This is a genomic window from Candidatus Nitrosocosmicus sp. T (assembly GCF_054408485.1).
In genome coordinates, this window is sequence record NZ_CP166992.1 from 1,721,841 (window position 1) to 1,746,216 (window position 24,376).

24 protein-coding genes are annotated in these 24,376 nt (G+C 33.3%); 9 read left to right on the forward strand and 15 right to left on the reverse strand.

All coding sequences use genetic code 11. From position 1 onward, the window contains the following. Positions 1-118: 118 nt before the first annotated feature. A complete protein-coding gene (locus AB0A59_RS08765; RefSeq protein WP_458743029.1) occupies positions 119-514 on the forward strand; it encodes a J domain-containing protein in 396 nt (131 codons plus the stop codon). 296 nt (positions 515-810) lie between these two features. On the opposite strand, the gene asnB is transcribed toward AB0A59_RS08765, so the two are convergent. Both asnB and AB0A59_RS08775 read right to left on the reverse strand, forming a co-directional pair. After that, positions 811-2,511, reverse strand: a complete 1,701-nt coding sequence (asnB, locus tag AB0A59_RS08770) for an asparagine synthase (glutamine-hydrolyzing) (RefSeq protein ID WP_458743031.1) — start codon at positions 2,509-2,511, stop codon at positions 811-813. A gap of 86 nt (positions 2,512-2,597) precedes the next feature. Continuing rightward, a complete protein-coding gene (locus AB0A59_RS08775) occupies positions 2,598-3,251 on the reverse strand; it encodes an HAD family hydrolase (protein WP_458743033.1) in 654 nt (217 codons plus the stop codon). A gap of 99 nt (positions 3,252-3,350) precedes the next feature. On the opposite strand from AB0A59_RS08775, the gene mpgS reads away from it, so the two are divergent. After that, a complete protein-coding gene (mpgS, locus tag AB0A59_RS08780; RefSeq protein ID WP_458743034.1) occupies positions 3,351-4,553 on the forward strand; it encodes a mannosyl-3-phosphoglycerate synthase in 1,203 nt (400 codons plus the stop codon). Between the two features lie 612 nt (positions 4,554-5,165). Further along, positions 5,166-5,675, forward strand: a complete 510-nt coding sequence (locus tag AB0A59_RS08785) for a hypothetical protein (protein WP_458743036.1) — start codon at positions 5,166-5,168, stop codon at positions 5,673-5,675. A gap of 246 nt (positions 5,676-5,921) precedes the next feature. On the opposite strand, the gene AB0A59_RS08790 is transcribed toward AB0A59_RS08785, so the two are convergent. The 3 genes from AB0A59_RS08790 to AB0A59_RS08800 all read right to left on the reverse strand — a co-directional run bounded on the left by AB0A59_RS08790 (position 5,922) and on the right by AB0A59_RS08800 (position 8,255). Beyond that, positions 5,922-6,836, reverse strand: a complete 915-nt coding sequence (locus AB0A59_RS08790) for a cache domain-containing protein (protein ID WP_458743037.1) — start codon at positions 6,834-6,836, stop codon at positions 5,922-5,924. Positions 6,837-7,186: 350 nt separating this feature from the next. Next, entirely contained in the window at positions 7,187-7,369 is a 183-nt protein-coding gene (locus tag AB0A59_RS08795; RefSeq protein ID WP_458743039.1) for a hypothetical protein, read from the reverse strand. Beyond that, positions 7,329-8,255 carry a hypothetical protein gene (locus tag AB0A59_RS08800; protein WP_458743041.1) on the reverse strand — a complete coding sequence of 309 codons (927 nt, stop codon included), beginning with the start codon at positions 8,253-8,255 and terminating at the stop codon, positions 7,329-7,331. Before AB0A59_RS08800 ends, AB0A59_RS08795 begins: the two co-directional genes overlap by 41 nt. A gap of 395 nt (positions 8,256-8,650) precedes the next feature. Between AB0A59_RS08800 and AB0A59_RS08805 the strand changes: the two genes are divergently transcribed. Then, positions 8,651-9,868 carry a patatin-like phospholipase family protein gene (locus AB0A59_RS08805; RefSeq protein WP_458743043.1) on the forward strand — a complete coding sequence of 406 codons (1,218 nt, stop codon included), beginning with the start codon at positions 8,651-8,653 and terminating at the stop codon, positions 9,866-9,868. A 732-nt stretch (positions 9,869-10,600) separates the two neighbouring features. Here AB0A59_RS08805 and AB0A59_RS08810 read toward each other — a convergent pair. The 4 genes from AB0A59_RS08810 to AB0A59_RS08825 all read right to left on the reverse strand — a co-directional run bounded on the left by AB0A59_RS08810 (position 10,601) and on the right by AB0A59_RS08825 (position 14,584). Then, the gene (locus AB0A59_RS08810) at positions 10,601-10,816 is read right to left on the reverse strand and encodes a tetratricopeptide repeat protein (protein WP_458743045.1); all 216 of its coding nucleotides are present in this window, start codon (positions 10,814-10,816) and stop codon (positions 10,601-10,603) included. 520 nt (positions 10,817-11,336) lie between these two features. Beyond that, the gene (locus tag AB0A59_RS08815; RefSeq protein WP_458743047.1) at positions 11,337-12,866 is read right to left on the reverse strand and encodes a hypothetical protein; all 1,530 of its coding nucleotides are present in this window, start codon (positions 12,864-12,866) and stop codon (positions 11,337-11,339) included. A gap of 527 nt (positions 12,867-13,393) precedes the next feature. Next, on the reverse strand, positions 13,394-13,783 hold the full coding sequence (locus AB0A59_RS08820; RefSeq protein ID WP_458743049.1) for a VOC family protein: 390 nt from the start codon (positions 13,781-13,783) through the stop codon (positions 13,394-13,396). A gap of 342 nt (positions 13,784-14,125) precedes the next feature. Further along, entirely contained in the window at positions 14,126-14,584 is a 459-nt protein-coding gene (locus AB0A59_RS08825; RefSeq protein ID WP_458743051.1) for a cupredoxin domain-containing protein, read from the reverse strand. Positions 14,585-15,239: 655 nt separating this feature from the next. On the opposite strand from AB0A59_RS08825, the gene AB0A59_RS08830 reads away from it, so the two are divergent. Next, positions 15,240-15,383 carry a hypothetical protein gene (locus tag AB0A59_RS08830; protein ID WP_458743053.1) on the forward strand — a complete coding sequence of 48 codons (144 nt, stop codon included), beginning with the start codon at positions 15,240-15,242 and terminating at the stop codon, positions 15,381-15,383. Between the two features lie 259 nt (positions 15,384-15,642). Here the strand turns inward: AB0A59_RS08830 and AB0A59_RS08835 are convergent, their stop codons facing one another. Beyond that, positions 15,643-16,125, reverse strand: a complete 483-nt coding sequence (locus AB0A59_RS08835; protein WP_458743055.1) for a DUF2299 family protein — start codon at positions 16,123-16,125, stop codon at positions 15,643-15,645. A 340-nt stretch (positions 16,126-16,465) separates the two neighbouring features. Here AB0A59_RS08835 and AB0A59_RS08840 point away from each other — a divergent pair, with 340 nt between their 5' ends. Continuing rightward, positions 16,466-16,705, forward strand: a complete 240-nt coding sequence (locus AB0A59_RS08840; protein WP_458743057.1) for a hypothetical protein — start codon at positions 16,466-16,468, stop codon at positions 16,703-16,705. Positions 16,706-16,774: 69 nt separating this feature from the next. Here AB0A59_RS08840 and AB0A59_RS08845 read toward each other — a convergent pair whose 3' ends face one another. Further along, positions 16,775-17,353 (reverse strand): class I SAM-dependent methyltransferase, encoded by a 579-nt coding sequence (locus AB0A59_RS08845; RefSeq protein ID WP_458743059.1) that lies wholly within the window; start codon positions 17,351-17,353, stop codon positions 16,775-16,777. Positions 17,354-17,565: 212 nt separating this feature from the next. Between AB0A59_RS08845 and AB0A59_RS08850 the strand changes: the two genes are divergently transcribed. Both AB0A59_RS08850 and AB0A59_RS08855 read left to right on the forward strand, forming a co-directional pair. Then, positions 17,566-18,315, forward strand: a complete 750-nt coding sequence (locus AB0A59_RS08850) for an SDR family oxidoreductase (protein ID WP_458743061.1) — start codon at positions 17,566-17,568, stop codon at positions 18,313-18,315. A gap of 334 nt (positions 18,316-18,649) precedes the next feature. Then, positions 18,650-19,237 carry a hemerythrin domain-containing protein gene (locus tag AB0A59_RS08855; RefSeq protein ID WP_458743063.1) on the forward strand — a complete coding sequence of 196 codons (588 nt, stop codon included), beginning with the start codon at positions 18,650-18,652 and terminating at the stop codon, positions 19,235-19,237. A gap of 247 nt (positions 19,238-19,484) precedes the next feature. Here AB0A59_RS08855 and AB0A59_RS08860 read toward each other — a convergent pair whose 3' ends face one another. Next, positions 19,485-20,822: a hypothetical protein gene (locus AB0A59_RS08860; protein ID WP_458743065.1), complete on the reverse strand. Its 1,338-nt coding sequence runs from the start codon at positions 20,820-20,822 to the stop codon at positions 19,485-19,487. A gap of 589 nt (positions 20,823-21,411) precedes the next feature. Then, positions 21,412-21,615, reverse strand: a complete 204-nt coding sequence (locus AB0A59_RS08865) for a CHRD domain-containing protein (protein WP_458743067.1) — start codon at positions 21,613-21,615, stop codon at positions 21,412-21,414. 410 nt (positions 21,616-22,025) lie between these two features. Between AB0A59_RS08865 and AB0A59_RS08870 the strand changes: the two genes are divergently transcribed. After that, positions 22,026-22,499: a DUF2299 family protein gene (locus tag AB0A59_RS08870; RefSeq protein ID WP_458743069.1), complete on the forward strand. Its 474-nt coding sequence runs from the start codon at positions 22,026-22,028 to the stop codon at positions 22,497-22,499. A gap of 279 nt (positions 22,500-22,778) precedes the next feature. On the opposite strand, the gene AB0A59_RS08875 is transcribed toward AB0A59_RS08870, so the two are convergent. Both AB0A59_RS08875 and AB0A59_RS08880 read right to left on the reverse strand, forming a co-directional pair. Continuing rightward, positions 22,779-23,078, reverse strand: coding sequence for a hypothetical protein (locus AB0A59_RS08875; RefSeq protein WP_458743071.1), 300 nt, complete (start codon positions 23,076-23,078; stop codon positions 22,779-22,781). Positions 23,079-23,409: 331 nt separating this feature from the next. Beyond that, positions 23,410-23,979: an NADPH-dependent FMN reductase gene (locus AB0A59_RS08880; protein ID WP_458743073.1), complete on the reverse strand. Its 570-nt coding sequence runs from the start codon at positions 23,977-23,979 to the stop codon at positions 23,410-23,412. Positions 23,980-24,376: the final 397 nt, after the last annotated feature.

Consider the following 24,376-nt stretch of genomic DNA (forward strand, 5'->3'; position numbering starts at 1 on the left):
GGATTTATCGACTAATGTAAGCAGATTCGGATGAATTAAACTTGGACTATTATGGTGCAAAATGACAAGTTTAATAATAATGCTATAGATTTGATTATAATAAGCTGCTTTGGAAAAAATGGATCATTATAATATATTGGGAGTTGCTAGTAACGCTTCATCTAGAGAAATATCATCCGCTTATCGAAGGCTAGCATTGCAATACCATCCCGATCGGAACAAAACCCCTCATGCGAATGATATGATGTTAAGAATTAACACTTCTTATAGTATACTTTCTGATCCTAACAAGCGAAGAGAATATGATTCGTCTAGAATTAGAGCTGAAATTCAATACGAAAGTTACAATTCTAATATTAAAACTGATGTTTTTAATAAATCTAATATTAAAACAGGTGAGGAAAAGTCGAAAGGATTTTTTGAAACTAAATATGTAAAGTATGGAATTATTGCATTGCTAACTCTGAAATTTGTAATCTTAGAACTTAAAAAATGGATGCAGCGAATATTCTAAAGTCAACAAATAATACCTGCATCCACAATTTGCTCAAAGCTGAAATAATCTCTTATTTTCCAATCCTGCATTCACAATTATTAAACGAATACTGACCACTCATTCACAGACCTGGATAAATATCTCTTTCTAGGCCAATGGGGTTATGAGATAATCATAGTTCCTAAAATCGCAAATGATCCTTAGTATTTAAAATTCAAGTCTCCTCATTAATCATATATTACCAGTCGAGTTGGTTTAGAGTTTCACATATTTACAGAATAGGTCTATTTTCTAATAAATAAAAAAGAGACTTACTATTTACTTATGGCAGGTAAAATGTTGGTTGCGATGTCCTCCAAGTACATTTGGATATGAGGCTCTATATTCCAGATCTTCTCACTCTCAAATAAATGCCCATAACGTTGAGAACTCCCCATCAATTCCCTTTTCTGTAATTTATCTAAGTAACTGCTTTTGACACTGGTTTCGCTGAATCCGTTCTTCCTAGCGAGAGAATCTAACAGATTGTGAATCCCTGAACCATGTTGAGCTGCCTCTTTAATTCTATATGCAATTTCCTTAGGAATACCCAATTTTTCGGCTAACCTGCGGTGCACTCTTTTTCCTAGGTTGTCATATAGATCAATACCTCCATTTTGGATATTTAATCTCGGATCGATTCTTAAAACAGTATCAATTAGGTTTGGATCGAGAAATGGTTCCCGCAATTCTACGCTCTGTGACATAGTTATCTTATCTTCCCTTTCCAGTGTTTCTTTGTATAACAACTTTACATCCTTAATCATATATTCCAGGATCTTGTCGTACCCATATTTTTGAACTATTTTAGAGTACCATGAATAGCCTCCAAAGATTTCGTCTGCGCCCTGCCCTGTAAGCATAACCCTAATTCCTTGCTCGCGTGCTAATTTGACTGCTGCATAAATTGGAATCGCAACCTCAACCTGACCCATATTATCATCCTCAATCACATTTATGATTTCAGGTATCATTTTTTCAACGTCATCTTCCGATAATTGGTTAATCTCCAAGTGTAAGTCCAGTTTTTCGGCTATTTCTATAGAATTTGTAATATCGTTTGAATTCTTAATTCCAGAGGTATAGCATATGACTTCAGGAACCATTTGTTTGGCCAAATATGCAACAATAACACTATCGATCCCTCCAGAAAAGACAATTCCTATTCGACTGAAATCTCTTACCCGTTTCTCAACAGACTGGATCAGAGCATCATTGTAGGCATCCAAGGCAGAATTAATATCTTTGTACGTTATTGAATATTTAGTACGAATCGACTTGCTAGTGTTAACGGTTATAGGATGCAGAGTAGTGTTGTAGCTATGCTCGTCTCCGGTTTTAGAAATAGCCAAGGCATATCCAGGTAATAGCCTTTCAATCTTGTTAAACATATTGATATTCCACAATGCTTTCTTTTCTGAGCCAAAAGCGATAAAACTATCATTTTCACTATAATAAATTTGCCTTACACCGATACCATCTCTTACTAGTATAATATTGCCTGTTGATTGTTCTCTTATGGCTAGAACGTAAATTCCGTCAATTTGAAAAACGGTCCTTTTTACGGCTTCCAAAAGGTTACCTTTCGTTTTTTCGTAATGATCCTCTATCAGATGTATCACAACTTCACTGTCAGTCGAAGTCGTAAATTTATGACGGCCCTCTAGACTTTTCCTCAATTCTCTATAGTTATATATTTCTCCATTGTGTTCTAAGACCAATTTTTTGTTACAGCTAATAAAAGGCTGTGAACCACATGAGCCACCAACTATTGCTAATCTCGAGTGTCCAAGTACATTGAATGCATTTGCCTGAGCAAAAAATAATTTATCAAATTTATTAGAGTATACTATCTCATCTTCGGTAGCCAATCCAACACCGTCAGGTCCTCTGTTTTTCATACAAGTTAACATTTTTTCGATCAAAGGTGCTACATTCTCCCCTCTTTTACTTAATATTCCAACAATTCCACACATTTTAAAAATTTCCTAAACAATTACTATTGTATAACAAGATATAATAATAACCCCATTACTTAAATTTAAGTATTACAATTTATATACTACATATAATTTAGAACCTCAATCAAATCTGGATTACGAATAATGTTTTTGCTTTGTTTAATAATGTCCTGATCTTTTGGCATAAATGCAATACCCAATCCTGCTTGCTTTATCATGCAAATGTCTCCTCGGGTGTCTCCGATAGCGATCGTATCTTTAATTTGAACACCATACTTATCGGCATAATGATTTAAGTGATATCTTTTACAAATAGATATTTTACATGGACAAGAGATTTTCTCCCATCCAAGCGGCATAACGATTTCACCTGTGACTATCCCATCTTTAATGATTAATTCATTGGCTGAACAAAAATCTAATTCAAGTTTTTTTGCAATAACTTGTGCCGCTATACTGTAACTATCTGTTATGATGCCTGCTCTATATCCATTTTTTTTAAACCACGTTACAATTTTATCTGCATTATGCATAATAGGAATAGAATCAATTGAATCCACAATTTCCTTCTCTTTGACACCCTTAAGAAGGGAGGCTATTATTTGGGTTTTCTGATATCCCAATAAAGATAAGTCTGATTGAATCTTAGTTACTCTCTCTGTCACTTTTGCTTTTTTAGAAATTATTTCTATTAATCTGCCTTGAATTAAAGTCCCATCCATGTCAAATACTACAAGTTTTGGTCTAACAGTCATTGTCAGTAATACATAATATAATAGAAAGGGGGGATTATTATGTGCTGAGTCATAAGTTTTATGGAATAGGTATTATTATGAGCATAATTATAATTAGATATGAAACTTGATTTCCCCCCTAGATTTTCTGAGAGGATTGGGGCTATTAGCCTCCATGCGGTTCAGAAGATCTATGAATTGGATTCAGGAAAGTCTCCCGAGTTTCACGGTGGACACAGGACTATTCGAGCTTTTGATCATGATGAACTTTCTAGCATATTTAGAGATCTTGCAATTGTTATACCCATAAAAAATGAAAGATTAAGACTAATCGAAGGGGTTTTGAGTGGAATTCCAAATGAATGTATGGTAGTAATTGTTTCAAATAGTCAGATTACACCAGTAAACAGGTTTTCAATGGAGGTGGAAATGATCAAGCAATATTCTCAATTTGCAGATAAGAAAATAATAATAATACATCAAGGAGACCCTGATCTTGCAAAAATATTTGAAGAAATAAAATATACATCAATTCTAGATTCAAAAAAACAGATCCGTGATGGGAAAGCTGAAGGAATGATAATTGGCATTCTAATGGCTAAAATGCATAATAAAAAGTATGTCGGTTTTATCGATAGTGACAATTACTTTCCAGGGGCAGTAAACGAATATTGCAAGATCTACGCAGTTGGATTTGGGATGGCTTCTACCCCTTATAGCAATATTAGGATCTCGTGGCTTTACAAACCCAAAATAAGGAACAATATATTGAAATTCCCTAAATGGGGACGAACCTCAGAGGTGACTAACAAATATCTAAACGCCTTGTTGTCTTATATTACGGGATTTGAAACAGATATTATAAAAACGGGAAATTCTGGGGAGCATGCCCTATCTATGTCATTAGCAGAAAATTTAAATTATTCAAGCGGGTACTCAATCGAACCATATGAATTTATCAATATCTTAGAAAAATTTGGAGGATTGCTCCCTACAGATTCGCCGGATATCGTTGAAAAAGGAATGGAAATATTTCAGATAGAAACAAGGAATCCACATTTTCATGAAGAGAAAGGAAAGGATCATCTGACAGAAATGCTTCAGGCATCACTTCTTGCAATTAGCAATAGTAAAGTATGCAACTTGGAACTCGCAAAAGAAATAAAAGAACATTTACTCAGATTAGACACACTATATAAAAAGGATAAAAGTGGAAAGGCGGAATCAAAAAAGTATTTCATAATGGATCCAATAAAAACAATACCTATTGACAAGTTTGGTGAATTAGTAAAAAAGAATGTAAAAACATTCCACAAGATATAAGAAAAGCTTTTATCTGATCACCTATCGCCCTGGTGTATCTGATTATCCTTAAAATTGGATGAGGGGTTTTTTGAATTGATATTTTTACTTAAAATAGACCAAAAACTGGTCATCCATCTGTGGTTGATATAATATCCCACGATATGGAAGAAATGTCTTCATAAAAAGGTAGTCTAAAGCCGATTTATTAAAATAATTATAATTTTTTGTCAAATAACTTCCGTTAGAAAACCCACTTTACTTTACACTGCACTAACCGCCACTACTATTTTATTTAAAGCGGTGCTTCTGTCCACCTGCAAGTATGACTGTTCATCTGCACTATTCATTAAAGAGTTGATTGTTTCAATCAAGTTCAATTTATTTCAGCGGTGTTGAGGAGTTTACAAGATGTATATTACTCATTGTTTATGAAGAATACCATCAAATAAGATGAAATGATATCCCAATATAAAATTTAAGTAAGATTATTTCGGTAATTGATTTGAGACTAAAGGGGTAGACAAGGAGCTGAGAAATTTACAATCTATCATTATACCTGGAATAATCATAGGTCTCATATGTGGAATTCTCTTATTTTTCGCTGCATACAATTACTATCCTCAAAAGAATGTGAATATTAATTTAAACGGTAAATGCTATGAGTTTTTAGATGTAGCTTATCAAAAGTATCAACATCTAGTATCCATCAGGGAACGGGAATTGTTAAAGATGCAGATAGACGCCATAGGCAAATCAAACTCGTTTGTTCCAATTACATTCAGCGGTTCAAGTGTTGATATAGAACGCATAATAGACTACTATGGTATTAATGTGACAGACATTCAAACATTAGGTGATCTAAATACACAAGTCGACAAGATGATAGTAAAGGGCATAGTCAGCTTTGCGATTCTTGAGCAAATATTAAGCAATATTACTGAAAATAATATTGGTGCTACAATGAACTCTATGCCTAAATTCGGCATTTTACCCAATAGTGGCATTTCCACGTCCGAGAGTGCAGCAATTAGTGATAATACTCAGCAATTTATGACTAGTGGGATAAAGAAAATCATTCAAGAGGAAGACGGCGTAAAGGAAACAGAATGTAGAAGTACCATAATCTATAATGATTCGTAAATTCAAAATATAGTTGATTATAATTATTCCTCCAGTCACAAGTACTACTCTGTTTAATACAATACAAGATGCTCAACTACAAAATTTATCGGCATCTAAGCGAATTTGGATGTCACCCAGAGTGAAAATTTCAATTGCATAGTTTGATTTTTTTATTTATTTGCTTTTCATATCATAAGAATGGCTATTTGATTATCCAACGATTTTTGAATCCATTCCAAGGTTAGGTAAAACAAGTTCCAAGATTCAAATTCTTGTTATTAATACTACATACCAAACGGAATTCTTAATTTTAATTGAATCCCAAATCATCCACATTCTATCATCCAGATTTGCACTATTATAAGGGGTTTTAGGATCGCTTAACACCCCTTTGATGGTATCAAAATGCTCAAATGTCTCGAGATTAACTTGCTGAGTCATTTCACTAAGAGAGCGTGAATTAGGTTCCTTTTTAAAACTTGTAACATTAAGTAGTTTTAAATTATATTTCTTGGTATCTAAAAGCTCAGTTCCATTATGATCAATCAAAACGAATTGATCTTTAGTCTGAAGAGATAGACTTTCAAAAATGTCTTGCAGAGAGTGTAAATCTATTATCCCGACCCAGTATCCGTTTAGAGTGCTTGAAAGTGTTTGATTACCAAGCTCGCTTATCGATGAGTAAATAGGGACCGCAATGGCTAATGCTGGGGCATTTATCGAAGAAGATATAAAAATTGAACTAATATAGGTTTGATTACTTTTGAGAACTCCTTTATACCATTCTCGATCTGCAAAGTTAATTCTTGGAAGTTGCTCTTGGTCACTAAATGGTTCTCCCATATAGATATCTCCATTAGGCAGAACAAAGAAAATACTTGCAAGATCTTTGTTTCGTTGGAGGATATCTTTACCTAGATTTCTTTTGTCCAAGTCTAAGCTCGATGAAATACCGTTGTATTCGTCAGTAACATTCTCTATAAAAGGTACGTCCATAAGGGATTCGTCTTTACTTGAGATTTCAAGAACATCAACTATATTAGATATCTTGTCTTTGATCAAACTGGCAAAAAGGACAAGTATTGTAGACTTGTCAGTGAGGTTTATTGGAGGTTCTTGTAAATAATCAGATTCCTGGCTTTCATTGTTATATGGCTGAGCAATAACATGTTGGATCATCAACGAAAAGATGCATACGACAATGATAAAGATAGTTGAGAATAGAAATAATATTCCGATACCATGGAATTGAATAGAAATATGCTGATTCATACGATCAGTGATGACCAAGATAATCTGCTAATATTTGTTTCGCTTATACCTAAATAATATTTTTATCAATAATCTTGTTACATTCGAGTTAGTAAGGTCAATAGTACTTTTTTCGATTTATTCTATTCATCAAACAATTCTAATTACTTGATATCAAACATGATTGAAAGTGAATGATTTGATTTTCCCTTCAGAGTATACAAAAACAAGAGCAGTATGATGGACTAAATTAGCTGATGTTATCTTACTAGAAAAAATTATTGGGGATTTGATCCTAAGAAGGTAGCAGCATCATCTAGCACCTTATTAATTTCAGCAATACTCTCTTTTAATTCTTCTATTGATGCATTCCCGTCTATTTGTACACGAAGCTTTTCCCTAAGTAGAGCTTCACCCCTATCAGATAATTCTTTCCCAATTGGTGCTTCTGATGTACTCAAAATTATCTAAGTATGCGGTAGTTGCTAATTCTTTGGCCTTTGTTTTATCATTTGATTCATATGCTGTAATTACTTCATTTAGTAACCCTCTAATAGTAGCTATATAGTCCTGAGTAGTTTGAGTTGGGCTGTCAATTGAAGTCGTGGAGTTGTCCTTTGGGCTTAATCCCATGTTAATTTCCTGAATTATTTGATCAATAATGGAGGGATCATGTAGGTTTTGGACTGAATCTGTCAAATTTGCAAAATGAGATAATAGTACCGTAATTATCTGAGTTTCATTTGAGATATTTTGTGTATTATTAAACAAAGTAAATGCTCTATCAATAAAAGCAGAACCATCCTGATATTCCAATTCCAATATTATATTACCTCCTGCAACTCCTTCCTTATATTCTGAACCAGAGATGGTTAGTAGATTTTTTATTACACTAACATTGTGCTCGGTAGTTCCTAAGACTGTGGCAGGTATTACTGTGGTTATTACTTTATTAGACAATTCAATTGAATATTTGGTTTTATTATTAAATTCGTCAAGTGTACTATTACCAGGAGAAGCTAAAGCAGGCAAATGATATAAATCCCTAAAATATGTATCATTTAGGTTGTTATCTGTTGTAGATAATGGGATAGTAATAAGCGTCAATACCTCTTGAATAGGGTGAAGTGCGTGACCTAAAGTTAATGTGTCATTATTAGAAATTTTGTTTTCTTCTGCCTTCTCTATATGACCAATGATTTGTTCAACATTTGAATGAAAACCAGTATAATCCGTCTGGTTCTGTTGTTGTGTACCATTCATCTGACCTATAACTTGGTTTGGCAAGGATAAACCAATTATCAAGGTGGTAGATATAGCGGTCATTAATACTAAGACTATGTTCATGCGTTTGCAAGAATGCATAATGAAAACCTTGTTTATAATGCATTTATAGTGTTATTCATTTATCAAGATTGAGAATTAGATACACTAATGTCACCTAGGTCATCAAAATAAGCAATGAAATTAATTTTTCAATTATCTCTTGTTGTGATTAATGATTGAATGAACAAAGTGTGCATTTGAATGGCAAACAAATTTATCATATTTAATGGAATCCACAATAAATAAAGTCTTTTATCGTTTATATTTTTTCATGCTGCACTGATACTGTAGAGTCAATATGGGGTGAATAGGAACAATTCCCAGTTTCCCAGTTTAATGTTTCGAAATACTTCGATGTACTTCAATTTTAAATATCAAAGCTTTTTAGAATTACGGTTCTAATATAGTTGGAATTGTTGGAAGAAGACAAGACAAGTTTAGAGAACGTGTTGATACTTCAAGGCGGTGGATCGTTAGGAGCATTTGGGTGCGGAGTATACAAAGCGCTAGTAAAAAATCAACTCAACTTAAACGTAATTGCAGGGACTTCAATAGGAGGAATCAATGCAGCCATAATAGCAGGCAGTCGAAATAAAGAGCGGACCGATGAAAAATTAGAAGAGTTTTGGCTCGAGCTTTCTGAAAGTTTTGTTAGCAATGAGAAATCTTACAGTGCTTTGAGCTCAGAAATAATAAACCAATATTACGAAAATTTTGGATATCCACTTCCTCACATTGACTCGGCTAGTACATTTTTAAAGCTGAGGGAGGAACAACAGATAAAAAGTAAACAGCTTAACTCATTCCTTAGCTCTGCTGTTTTCGGAAATGTGAAATTCTTCAAACCTAGATGGTTTCCTGAATATGCAGTATCTGATCCTGAATACTTCACACCAATGAAATGGACTTATTTGTATGATCATCGGCCTTTACTCAAAACACTGGACAGATATATTGATTATGACAAGTTAAAGCCAGAAAGAAAAGATATTCCTCGATTAATATTGACTGCAGTCAGTGTTTTGGATTCCAGAGCTCTCATATTTGACAGCTTCAAGCAACAGATCTCACCGAAGCACATTTTAGCAACTTCTGCTTATCCACTTTATAATTTTCCATGGATAGAAGTTGACAGAGGAGTTTATGCGTGGGACGGCGGTCTTTTAAGTAACACCCCACTTAGGGAAGTTCTGGAGGCATCACCGATCAGGGATAAGAAAATATTCCTAGTAGAAAATTATCCAAAAGAGGTAGATTCATTGCCGAGCAACCTCGCTGAAGTTCACCATAGAGCCAGAGACATTATTTTTTCAGACAAAACGGAACATAATATAAAAATGTCAGAAGTAATAACACGATATTTAGATTTCATAAAGGATCTTTATCAAATTATTGAGAATAATACAGACAGATTGAAATTAGATGCGGCCATTTTGAGTAAAATTCGTCGAAAATATAAAAAATATAATCAGGATCATGGAGCTGAAATAAAAGATATCTACTATATTTCCCGCGAAGAAAAGCATCCTCATATATTTGAAAATGCCGATTTCTCACCTGATACCATTAAGGAATCGATTAGAGCAGGAGAAAAGAAAGCCAATCAAGTTATAAAAGCCCATAGGAGAAAGTAAATCTTGAATGAGACACATACATATACTAATCATTTGATACTCCTAAGGGGACCAACAAGATAGATATGCCACACCATATTTCAGAAGCTATTTTCATTTTCTCCGATGGGTTGCAGAATCAATGTCGGGGTTATCAGTCGCTCTACTTTTGCAAATTAGCATTTTATTTTACTAAAGTTAGAAAAATCCAAATCAACGGTCAAGGCTGTCTTTTCCTATCAGCAATGAAACCAGTGTCACAATTGATTATCGTTCTTAGTTTGACAAAAGAACAGTTTCTATCTATCAAAGCTTAAACTATTTACTGGTGTTTCAGATTTTATTAAACTGACTATTACAAAGTGATCCTAATTTCATAATAGTAATGTTTCAATTTCTTTTAGCAATAGATGAAATATTTTGCCAAAAATCTACAAAATGGACTAAAATTGAGTCTTATACTTGTATCTTAGCCGGAACTGGTCCTTTCAAAATAAAATCTAATCATTTTGTATTCGATATAGATAAACGCTTACACCTGGCAACCTAATCCGTTAATGACTATGAATTTTGTTAAAGTAGTATCAGAGTCTATCAGTTCACACCTCTTTGCGAATCTATTTTACTTTTGGAGAAATGCTGTAGATCTCTAGTACGCAACGCTCTAACGAACTCAAACATGGGGTGGGAAAATTCCATTAGTAAAATCCTTAAATTTCTTTTTTTTGGATCATACCCATCAACACAATATTATTACGACAGTGATTTATCAAAACATTTGATAGCTTCCTTAAATTCGTTCAATTGATATAAAGAATTTCCCTTCATATACCAAGAATGAAAGCCTCTCAATGAAGATAGTTCGAGGGACCTATCAAAACATTTGATAGCTTCCTTATATGATTTCTTTTTATATAATACTACTCCCATCGAATACCATTTATCTTTAACACCACATCGTTCTGACATACCAATAGTATTTCCAAAACTGTTTCTAATAAATCTTTTGATGAAGATTGGTTCATATTGGCTTTATTTACAAATTCTTTACAATATTTTGCTTAAATCCCAATATTTATAATAAAAATGATGAATCGATCGGAGAAAATAAATCTAAATGACCATGTTAAAACCCATTTGATAATTTACAAGAGAACATTATAATCAATTTGTTAAATAACTATTAAAAAGAGGTTTTTGTAATAATCTAAAAAATATTCCATTATCCATATTCCTCTTCCATGTCTAACAGTCAACGCTATTGCGGTCGAATGATATTTACTTTAAAAACTACTCCTTAATTAAAGTAGTTCTATTCATCTATGATACATATATTCTCTATTTTCTACTGTGAGGTATTTATAGTAAGTTCAAATTGAATAAAATCTAAGTTAGGATATGTATAAATGTTTAAAACGTATTAGAATTTTAACACTAAGGACTTTTTAAAGATTCAAAATAATGCGTTAAAAGAACCTTCGTTATTTTACTAACAAATAATATCATAAGCATCAGTAACTATGCTTTGATAAATTGAATTGTTAAGGTCAATTCTATAATAATCTAGTTTATCTGGATCGTATTTTTGTATAATTTCAATAATTTCGCTTTTCTTCTTGCGCTGCATTATTACATCTCTATGAGCATAACCAGTAACGTAACTATAAGCATTCTTAATTGCTTCACTCAAAAATTTTATGCGTAAGTAATGACCACCGGTACCTCCCCAATAACCCTCAAGAATGCTAACCCCTTCTAGATATGCAGTGTTAGCCAATCCTTTATTCACATCTACAGTACCTGGACGCAATTCATAGTTTTCTAACGGACCGCCTTTTGCATAGCCTATTACATCACCATCGCTGGTGTTCAGCCTCAGTGTTATCAAGATAGATGATTCATCAAAAAATGTTTTTCTGAAATAATCCTCACTTTGTTGCATCAAAGTAGATACTCGGCTATTAATGTCTAAAATGGCCTTTAAGGTATTTTCGTTTATTTTGTTATCTAGTCTCTCAGTAACAAAAATCATTTTCGTACCTCTCTTGGAATCTCTTAATCCTACTTCCTTATTCCAAGATTCTCTAAAATAGGCAACGTTATCATAGAAATTTTTTCTAAATTCAGATGGTATCCTCGGCATAATAAAATCGAACATCTCTTTTTCTTCTACCATCAAGTAATCAAAATATTTCACAGAATTTTTGTTAATAACAGAAGGATGCCATCCCAGTGCATGAGCATTACGTCTAGCCATATCTCTTGCGTGTTCATAATTTCCTAATGCATATCCGGCAATACGCTCAGATACTGACAGAAACCAGCCTAAATTCCAAAAACGGTCCCTTGTCTTTAAATCGGTCTTTGAAATTCCAGCCGCATCGAATAATTCATTAATCTTCATGGCAGCATATTGCGCAATTTCTCCCTTGAATGGATATGCTGTCCTGTGGATCAACGTCATAACCAAATCAATATTGAGATCCGCGTTTGTGATAAATTCTCTGATCTTAGGATCATTTCTGATGAAAAATTCTACGCAATCCTCGTTAGGTTTATCAAATTCCTTAAGAGGATCATAATCGTGAAATAGCGCGGCTATAAATAAATAAGCAGATTCTTTCTGAGAGATTTTGAAATCTTCTCCGTTGTTAATACCAGATATTGATAATAGCGTAAAGTAAACTGATTCTAGTTCGTGTTGTATATTATGATAACCATAATAATTGGTGCCCAATCCTTTCTTTGAAAATTCGAATATGGTGTAGCGTAGTATATTTTTTACCCATTTATCGTCTAAGCCTAAGGATCTTCCCAAACCTATGATATTATTTTTAAGGATAGATTCTGTGGTTTGACCTTTTTGATACTGTAGCCACCAGGGAAATAACTTTATTCTATTATAAAATTCGAAACCCATTAAGGTGAATTTCGTGGGCAACCGGGCAGCTGATAACCCATTCGTATTGTTTAGATCACCGTTCTTATCCTCAGGTCGAAAAATTGATGATCTAACCACAAGTGTAGAATTAGAATCCCGCGATATAAAATTTACTTTTCTATGTACTCACAATGATATTTAATTAAATAAATTGTGCTTTTTAGTGTAAACTATAAAATTTTTAAGGAATAGTCTAAATTACATTATTCATTATCTGGTTAATTATAATACCGGGGCAATAGAAAGGATGTATGACAAAGACATCTCCCTCGAGAAAAAACAACATTCAGAAAGACTAATGATAAGTGATAATCCCATCATCGGTTAAACAAACCACTATAGCAACATGTTTCTGCTAGCGAAATTTGAATTTCAAGTATAGAATGCAATTAATAGAGAAAAGATTGTAAATAAATATGGGGTGAATGTTCTGAAGAAATTTATTCATAGTCCTCTACATTTTCTCAGAGTACCGTCATCCTCATAATGTGGTTAAAAAGCCGAATCAGATATCAGATTAGCTCCAAGATCAATTCCGGATAGCATTTTTGTTTAATCAGGTGACGGAATCTAAGGCGTCTCTGATCAGTGATAGTTTACATCTTTCAGAGCTTGTCGTTAAATGTTGCTAAAAACCACATGATTCCAAAAGGGTCCGCTACTTTAGCCACTTTGTCTACTGAGTATTTGCGCGTAGGCGGTTCAATTGATTTACAACCAACTTTTAAGGCTTTCTCGTAAGCAGAATCGACATCCCTAACATACACCCATAATGAAGGTGAATCTAAATGGCTTTTTTGATGGTCTTCCTCTATCATAATACAAGTATCGCCTATTCTAACTTCAGCATACACCCCATTGTCTTCTTTAATCTGCTTGATAAGAACTGCATTAAAAACAATTTTTAAAAACTCTACAAATTCCCGTACATCTCCGATTGCTAAATACGGATTTACTGAATGATAACCAGGAGGAGACGAATTCAGGTTGTCCATGGAATTGTCATATAATTTGTCATATAATTAGACAATTATTTTAGAATATCGTCTCAAATAACACCAACAAAGATTCTGATTTTTCAAATCACATATAGAGCCGATAATAAACTTAGTATACTTTCCTTGGAAAGCTTTTGTTTTTTTCTTTTGCGTAGTGGACTAATGATCTACTTATATTATTGACAATTTGAATTCATCGAATAGTCCACAATATTTTTATCTAAATATAATTTTGAATTTCATCTAAATAGGGAAGAATATCGACCAAAAATAAATTCGAACATGTAAAAATGCAGTATGGTGGATAAAAATTCAGAGTAAAATTAGGAATATTCATTTTTATTCTGTAACAATTACTTTCCCCACCATTCCCGGATGAAGTATGCAGTAGTATGGATATTCTCCTGCGGATTTGAATGTATATTCATAAGTTTTACCGGTACTTGACAGTGCTCCTGGACCAGCCAATCCAGAGTCAAATAGACGGACTGAATTTGTATCGCTCACATCACCCGAGGTAACAGTATGAAAAGAAAAGTCTTCATTTGTCCACAGAACTGTTTGATCTACATTCACCTCCACAGGATTCGGATAATACGCGGTATCAGTTAGAAATGTCGCTTCGGATACAATCGATACTTGGATTTTCTCGTTTGGAGAAATTGTGACGTTGTTAGACATTGGAGCAGTATCATCAGGAACTTGTTGACCAATTATATTTTGATTATACACTTCAATATTAACTAAAGTTGCAACCAGCATCATCTCAGCCACTAAAAAAAGTGGTTTTAGTTTCATTAAGAATATAAATATATTTGTCCTTAATATTTCATATTAAAATATCACTTAATAATACTATACACTATTCTCACACGAAAGGAATTCCAATTTCATTTAAATGACTTTGAAACAAGTGTTTGAATGATTCTAGAAAATTATTTCAGTTATTAGATAGGAATGGTACAAAAAACACCTAATATTAATTACAAGTGGTTAGAATCAGAATTGGCTTATTAGTCGATCGTTTCCATAATTTGTTACTTTTGGGTCAAGATGTATTCTGTAGTCATAAATAATTACGTTCCAAACCTTCTTAATTAAAGATCTAAATATTTCTTCTATTGGGTATTTACATAAACATGGAAAATATGGATATCAAATTCACCCTTCTAAGAAATATGGAGTGAGCTTTTTTTCCAAATAATAATACCACAGACTATCTCAATACTATATATCCAGAAAATACTAAAAACGGAAATTACCAAGGTAAAGGTAGTTTTAACCTCAGCTCATCTAAAGGAGTAGAATTAGACGAGAATCTAAATAATATAGATTTAATCAAAAATGAAATTAGGATATACTAATAAAGAATTCAGTTAAAGAATATGTTGTAACCCGAGACAGAAACGCCTTCAATACGATACTAATAATACAGCGGACAAAAGGAGAATCTATGGAAATTTATCATTGTAAACATTGTGCTATGGAATTTGATAACGAGACCATCGTAGCAACCATTTACGGTGCATTATTTCATTTGATACTCCCGAAATCAGAGGATAATACTATAAAATATTGGATACCGACTGCTCTATAATATATCCATGCTGGAGGATAAATTTTTGTATGCTCTTTTAATATATTATAATGCTCAAGTTTCCATAATAAAGTATCTCTCAACCAAACTGTAAGGCACTACCAGCATTTGCTAAAAAGTTATACAAACCTATCCATTACTAACACAGGTTAAAGCACCGACAAATCTATAGAAGATAGACAATGAGTCACAATGATAAAATCATTTTATAAAATAGTAATTCTTAATCCCTTTGAGAATCAGCCGACTTTATTGATTACTAATTCCTTTTTGGAAATAGATCTGCTATGAATTCATAAAATGCAAGCTCAATTAGATACATTGCGTTTGACATCTCGATTACACTGTCCCATAAATATTGTTTACATTCTATCGAATTCACATCAATAAACAAATACTTTTCCACGCTAATCACGGAATTTTCAATTTTGCAGAGTAGTCTAATTGGTGAGAGTATCTTATGCAGCCGGATAAAAAGATCATTTTGAACCTCCTCCTTGAGGTGTTCAAAGTCACTTCTATCTTTTGGGTTAAACGCTACACTCATACGAAGCAAGAATCCATCTTTAAGATCAGCGTCTGAAAATATTTCAAAAAATTTTATATCTTGATTTGGCGGAAATACCTTTGCGTAATACTCTGTAGTACTTGTTTTCAGTTTCTCCTCCTTTATAGAATAACCATAATCCTTTAACCATTGAATTATTGTAGTATAAACACGGTCTTTGTTACTATCAGTCAATATGTTCTGTTGGAAGATCAAATATTTAAAGAGATTGAATTGCTTGGTTCAGGCTTTAGATCTAGTTAAATTAATTTGGATATCTTGATAAACTACAAATAATCCAGCCTATCTATCTTATCTCTTTAGCAAAAATACTAATAACAAACAATCGAGGGCTTATATTGTACTTCTTTGTCTCTGGACATCAGGATGATACAATGATATCCATTCTGTTCCTTCTAATAGACAATATCTGAATTACATTTTATTATAGAATAATAGAACATATTTTCTTTTCTTCTTTGTTAGAAAGACCATAGTTTATACTGACCTTAATAAATAACGAATTTAACAAATAATGACGAAACCAAATCATAAATCGGGTAGATGGGTAATTATAGTTGGATTCGTGTTGGTAATTTTGGGTATTCTATTTCACTTACAGAGTAACTCATTGATTGGACCTGCTTCTTCATTCATGTATGCAAATCCCGAATGGACATTTAATGGCCTTATCATTATAGCTATAGGGATAAGCATCATAGTAATTGGCCTGTCTATGAAATCAAGAAGGAATAAAAATCAGTTAATTTCTTAAAATTTTATATCAACTTAAAATTATAAAATATTTGTTCTTTAAACTAGACTGGATCTATTAGGTTTAATTTTAATTCTTAATGAAGTATATAGTTAGAATTTTGATTCTTTGTTGATCGTTACTAAATAAATCAAGAAATTGCGATGTGTAATTAGTGGGTACCCCATCAATTATATTGCCAACACAATAACCTAAACTGGTAAATGTAGATATAATCCACTCTTTCCAACTCTTATATTCATCATCTATAATTGGTGAAAATAGCTCATCAGTAAATTCAGTCACTAATAACAGGTGCCCTTTTCTCTTAATTTTGCATAGTATGGTTCGGTATATTGGTTTCCAATATTTCTCATTTTTACGGTCAATATATTTTGGATGTGGTAATATTGATAAGATTTCATCCACCGTATAATCGGGTAATTCGTTAATTGCATCTTCTAATGGGCAGTTAACAAACAATAAATTTTCCTTTTTACTAGATAGTAGGAGACAACATTTCCTATATTGAGAAACATCCAATTCGATTCCAAGATAAAAAGCATTTGATCTCATATCCTTATTTGCTAATCCGTATAGCAATCTTCCATCGCCACAACCTAATTCCATTATCAGTTTGTCATAATTGTTCAAAAATGATATGTCCATGCCAGGATTCATTTGATCAAGAAATTCATCAGATTTAAGTAAATTAATTCAACATTTTTGGTATGGTTGCGAGTAATGGCTGGTTAATGCATGTAGTTATTTTTCATAAAAGCCATTATTTCAATTAGATTGATTTTCAATGCCCGCAGTAGGATTATTTAATACTAATACGAGATAGAAAAGTAAATTCGTAACTAGGTTTAATCTTAACCATGGAACGTGATTTTAATAAACAGGTTATCTTGATTACTGGTGGCACGGGTGCGTTAGGCTCTAAAGTATCAGAATCGTTTCTGAATTTCTCTCCAAAGGCAGTTATTATAACATTTAGGTCTGAAAACGAGATGCAACAATTAAAGGCAAAAATACTTGATAGAGAAAACGCGGAACAAAAAGTAACTCGTCAAACACTTATTGAATTCATGAAGGTTGATATTACTCGTGAGGACGAGGTCAAAAAACTAATCTCGAATATACTTGAGAAATTTGGTCAAATCCACGTTTTAGCAAATGTAGTTGGTGGATATTTTGGTGGCAAAAGTGTGAGTGAAGTGAGTGAAGATGAATGGGATAAAATGATGTCCATTAATCTAAAATCTGCTTTCCTTGTAAGTAAACATGTTTTGTCATCTATGAAAATAAATCAGTATGGAAAGATTGTTCATGTATCCTCCACGACTGGCGCAAAAGCAAATGGAAATGATTCCGCATATGCATCATCGAAAGCGGGATTAATAAGATTGGTTGAATCCATGGCAGAGGAGGTAAAGGGTCTAAGAATAAATATCAATTGCGTCCTTCCAACAATACTAGATACCGAAAGCAACAGGGCAGCAATGCCTACGTCAAACTTTTCAAATTGGATACAAGCCGAGGAATTGGCTAAGGTAATCTGTTTCTTATGTTCGGAAGATTCCAAGATTATTAGTGGAGTGGCCCTGCCAACCCGTGGAACATTCTGATTATTGTAAAATCCTTTTTGATGGAGGGTAATAAGATCAATAGATTGCACAATATTAGCATACAAAAATCCTTTAGTATTGAACCTTAGTTTATAAAATTATGGATAATTTCTGCAAAAAATCTTTGTCAAGTTATTCGTCCTCTGTCTAATTGTAACAAGATTAGAATATTTCAAGATTTAACCTAATTTCACTCTAATTGAATAACATTAATGTCCAAAGAATTCTATTAGGATCATAGAGCTCAATCTTTTCGGTATCTTTGTCAATTGAAATTACATACCGAAATGAAGGATTTATTTAATGACAATCATACTATACTTATTTGTCATAATTGAAATCAACTCAAGATCTTAAAAAGGATCATATTACCATTAGAAGAATTAAAGATATTGCATTGAAGTGCTCAAATAGCTTGTACGAAACAAAGCTTGTTCCTATAGAAGATATAGAGATTATTTCAGTCGTAATAGAGGAGTTTGTAGATCATTTTCACCATGGAAAAGAAGAAAAAGCATACTTTCCTGAAACTAAAGAAAAGGGCGAATTTTCTGAAGATATACGAAAATTCCTTATTGAACATGAATTCGGAAGAAGAATAGCCATTATACTTAGGAAGGCTATAAATAATTGGAAATCCAAAGTCAATGAATCCTATCAGGACGAAGAACAAAAAAGAAATTTTATAGAGCCTATTGCAAGATTCTTGAAAACATATGCCATATTTATTGAGGATCATACGGGTAAAGAGGATAGATTTTTTGATAGTATTGAAAAAGATAAAATTATTTCGGCGAGCGAAGACCAATTGTTGTTAATGCTTTACGAATCATGTATGAACCAAGCAGGGGGTAAAATTAGAATGGATCAAATGGTCAAATTAATAGATTATCTTGAAAACAGAGAATGGATGAAAGAATAATTCAGTTGACTGTGCAGCGTTACTAAATCTGATCTCAACAATCCCAAAAATTTATTTCTGAAAATCATTGTAACTATCCCAGAGAGTGTCAACTATCTTTCAACCGCGAGAAGGTTAATTTGCCATTTCCTTGATGAAAATCACAACTACTGTAAATTAATTAAGAGTTGGTTGGGGTGCATATTTGTCTAATTCATTAAGGCAAGATAAAGAAATGAGTCTTAACTGAAATCAAAATAAGAGATTCTCAGTTAAAGCTTAAATCGATACCGACGGATCTCATCGTATCTTCTACGTTGTCTAAAATTCCTTCTACACCAGAGTTCGATGATCCCGAACTGTCATCATTGCGGTCATCGAAATTATATCCAAAGTCAGAATCACCTATTCTATTTGAGAAGCCAACTCCATCATCGTCATCATTACTGTTGCTGCTGCTGCTGCTAGAGGTAGAGTCGCCATCATCGTCATCATTACTGTTGCTGCTGCTAAAGCCACTCCAGCTGCTAGAGGTAGAGTCGCCATCATCGTCATCATTACTGTTGCTGCTGCTAAAGCCACTCCAGCTGCTAGAGGTAGAGTCGTCATCATCGTCATCATTACTGTTGCTGCTGCTAAAGCCACTCCAGCTGCTAGAGGTAGAGTCGTCATCATCGTCATCATTACTGTTGCTGCTGCTGCTGCTAGAGGTAGAGTCGCCATCATCGTCATCATTACTGTTGCTGCTGCTGCTGCTAGAGGTAGAGTCGCCATCATCGTCATCATTACTGTTGCTGCTGCTGCTGCTAGAGGTAGAGTCGCCATCATCGTCATCATTACTGTTGCTGCTGCTGCTGCTAGAGGTAGAGTCGCCATCATCGTCATCATTACTGTTGCTGCTGCTGCTAGAACCACCGCTTCCTGATCCGGTAGAACTGCTTGCAGTTGTTTTACAACAGATTGGACCATTTCCTGTATCTTGGTTAAATTGTTGAATTTGTGCAAAAGGTTGCTGTAATCCACCTGAAACCTGACTCATATTACCACCATTAGCTGTCGAATTGGAAGATTCTAACATCATGTTATAGCTTGATAACTGTGCTTGTGTAAAGTTAGTAGCAGTGATGTTTACCGAGTAATAGGCTTGTAATGTTTGAGGACCACCTAAACATAAGATTTTAGAGGTTATCTTGTTATTTCCTTCATTGATGTTTGTATAATTGCTTGATACTGTGTATTGCCAGTTAGAATAGTCGTTGGCTCCTTGAGCACCTGTGGGTTGAACATTCTGATATGGCTTTATATTATTTATGATAACAGAAACATCACAATCTGATGTTGCATTATCCTTTGAAATACCGTGAATAACAAGTGATTGGTTTGAATTTAATGGAACTAGATCTCCTTTATCTGGAGACATTATCTTTACTCCGCCTGTAAGCTTTGTAATATTTGACACCACATTTGGCGTCAGAGGCGCAGAAGTGTTTGTGTTAACCGAAGTATTTTGCTGTGCTAATACTTGGATTTTTGCATTATAATTAATACTTGATAACAATAGAACTATTAATAGTCCTGCAAAAATAACACCAAGTCTTTTTACCATAATTTATTTTGCTATTGATGTATATATTAAAGTTTGAATAGATTTTTCTATATGATAAAACCAGTTATATGTTCCTGCCCTAGTTCATCGATATCTTGAGATACCTATCAACCTTGTACTGCCTTAGAATTAATATAGACATTTGGGGCCACAGCAATATTAACAAATAGAAATCACAATAGACGTTAAACCAGCCCTGATATTCCTTATAGCAATATATCTCTATTAATCCTTTTTGGGGGTAAACAAAAAGTCAAATTATATTTAATAGATATTTGAGGCAAACTTTGTGTTAGTACTATAGTCTTTTAAAAGTTGTGAATATTAATGCTTAATTTTGGATTTCATTTGACAAGAAAGAAAAAACTGAAAGAAAACCAAAATTTGTCTTTTAATATATCATTTGTAATTAACTTTCAAACTTTAGACTATTAGTGAACCCTAATAGTTAATGAATTTTCTAGAAATAAAAATCGGACTACTTATAAAAATAATTAAATAAAGATAGGGTTTGATCTAGTTATAGTTTCTCAATATCCATTTGTAATTCTAAGTCAACTACCTGTCCTTGGATTTCACTATTCGGATTCTACTCTGTATGAATATTTGCATAAGTAGTGCCTTGATTAAATTCATCTATCAAATCCGAGACTTGCATTCCTTGAAGAGGTCCCGTAAGATTCTCAGCCATGATTGTCCCTCTCTCTAATACTTGGTTTTGAGGATTGTCATACTTAAACAAAGTGACAGTTATAGGGCCATTTTCGCCTTCTATTCCGTAATGAATATGCATGTAGTAGTGCCTTCAATTTCCGTAGCATTAATAGTATACTTAATACTGTTTTCAGCTGAGGCGAAATCAGCAATTCCAACTGCTTGGGTGTCTACCGGATGAACTCCCTTATCGCCTGAATGAACTGCACTATACTGTGTATCACTTTATTGTGCTTTGGCGAATGCAATCAAATTTTGTGATGAATAACAGAATAACCCTATTGTCAAAATTATAGAAATTGTAATTAATAAGGAACTACAAATTGTTCTTTTCGTGGAATCCAATTGCAAGCTTGTGATATTTAAGTCGTACTGAATAGAAGAATCACAATATTTTCTTTGCTAACTTGAGTCACTTCAACATGATTCCAAAAGACTATTGACACAAAAACAATCAGATTAAATAATTCACATAACATACTCATGAAAATGACTGACGACAACAAGGAGCTAATCTTTGACAGTATTATTCGATGGTTAAGGGAGTCTAATTTTATAATAAGCGAGGAAAGGAGAACCATAGTTACGTCGGAATTTTATGCCAAGGCTTATTTCCAGTCCGTTCAGGAAAAATTTTTTGAAATAATATCCACATCAGGTATAGAAAAACGTTTCATACTATCTATTAGATTAAATTTATCTGAACAACAACTAGACTTGATTAATGACCTCGAGCATAACAAGAAACTAGGCCTCTATGACAAAATTAATCCTGCGACTTTACCTCAAAGTCGGTCTATGGTGGTAAAAGATAAACAGGCTTTATTGCAGAAAATAGTCTCAATCGATCCAAAAGCGATCTATTCTAAAGGAATATTCATGCAAGATGTCTCAGAACTGTTAGAAGCGGCGAAAAAGTTGGAAATCAATTTTAATGAATATATTTCTAACCATAGTGAATAATAAAGTAAATCCTAGCTCACGTACGAAAGAGTTAAGCAGAAGATATAAAAATTTGCTACACAGATTCTATTATGCTGTACCTATCACAACATTAATGCAGGTTCATTAGTTGTTTTGATATTCTATTCTAGACGAGCCTTTTTGTTGGATCTTATAAAGTTAAAATATGTTTAATTATTAGAGACGAGTTATCTGCTTGTACAAATGATTAGCAGAAATGACGATTTGTCACTAATTTTTTTCTTATATTAACGTTGTTTTTATCCATTTTTGTGATGTCTAATCATCTAAGAGGTCCAAAGGATCATCCATTATATCAGTTCTTGGATCTAATAGATATTCCTTACCTAAATTACATTTTAAATCCGTACACAACATAAGATCAGATTCCTCTTCAGTTGTACTAGTAGAAGTAGTTTCGGTATTAGAGTGGCTATTATACTGCTGATGACAAGTCAAATTTGGATTTTCGGTTCCCTCACATAGGGCAAATGTTACTCCGTTATTATTGAGTGTCGTCATTAATGCAGATATACTCAAAATTGAAAATACAATAACTATTTTTAATAGTGTTCTCATATTAAAGTATATTATCGTAAATAATATTAGAATTTTTCATCTAAATACTGTAAGAATTTATCCTATTTTTTTACTGCTAATCCTAAAAATAAAGCGATGTAAGGAACTAACGCGTCCCCGGCGTATATCTGGGATCATTCTCTGCTAATCAGCGTTTAAACATGAACTTGTGGTTGGCACCGATTAAATATTATAGGTTGTACAAAAGAAAAATCAGTGTTATTGCTTTTGGTTTACAGTCGAGCTCTAGCCGTAAATAAATACGCGAATAATATTTCTCCTTTGATGAAACTAGATGAGAGCTGCTAGATATAATTGCTGATATTGTTATCTAATAAGGAACTCCTATTTTTCGTTGCTTCCCTAGAGCTTCGATGTACCATTCAAATTCTTCAAAGAATCTCATAACCCTTTTATTGTATGACTCATCCAATAAATTTCCGTCATCGCTAAATACTGTGTGCACACGTGGTATTGAAAAAGAAGATGGAATAGATGGTGCACCTAATTCAGCAAATACAAGTCTCAGCTGCTGAGTCGCATTTATCCCACCAAAAACCCCTGGAGAATATGAAACAATTGCAGACGGTTTAAAATAATATTCTTCTAAAAAATAATCTAATGTATTTTTCATCGCACTAGATGTACTTCTGTTATATTCAGGAGTAATGGGAAGATATCCGTCTGCCTCACTAATTTGATTTCTTAGAAAACGGAGCTTTTCTGATGGATGAGACATCTCCTTATACATCTGATCTAATAGAGGTAAATTCAATTCTAGAGGATCGATAAAAAATACCCTATGATTCCTGTGTGCTAAGCTTTTCTCTATCCATCTTGCCACTTTTATTCCCTGTCTCTCACTTCTTACGGAGCCTACGATTACAGCGATCTTTGCCATTATGAATATTATTTATGATTACATAAATGCGTAGATCCAATAAAAAAAATTATTGCATAGTCATTTAGCGGATATATCCCATATATTGCTGAGCACCAAACAAGATCAATTTTGTTGATCTTTCTAAACGGAACTGTAGTAGGAAATCAAAACATAAAAAATATGACAACTTAGGCTTTAATGAGAAGGCCAGTACTCTCGGACGATTAGTTCTATCGAATAAGAGCGTATCCAACAAAGTTTAAGTTTTGAAATATTAGAGTCTCATGTTTGGAGGATAATCCTGTTTAATGCAAATCCTATTGGATGTCCATTTGAATTATTTAATAAAAAAATCATAGTTAAAAGAAAATATGTTTAATAAATGAAGGCGAAAAAATTGCATTTCAAACTAGTA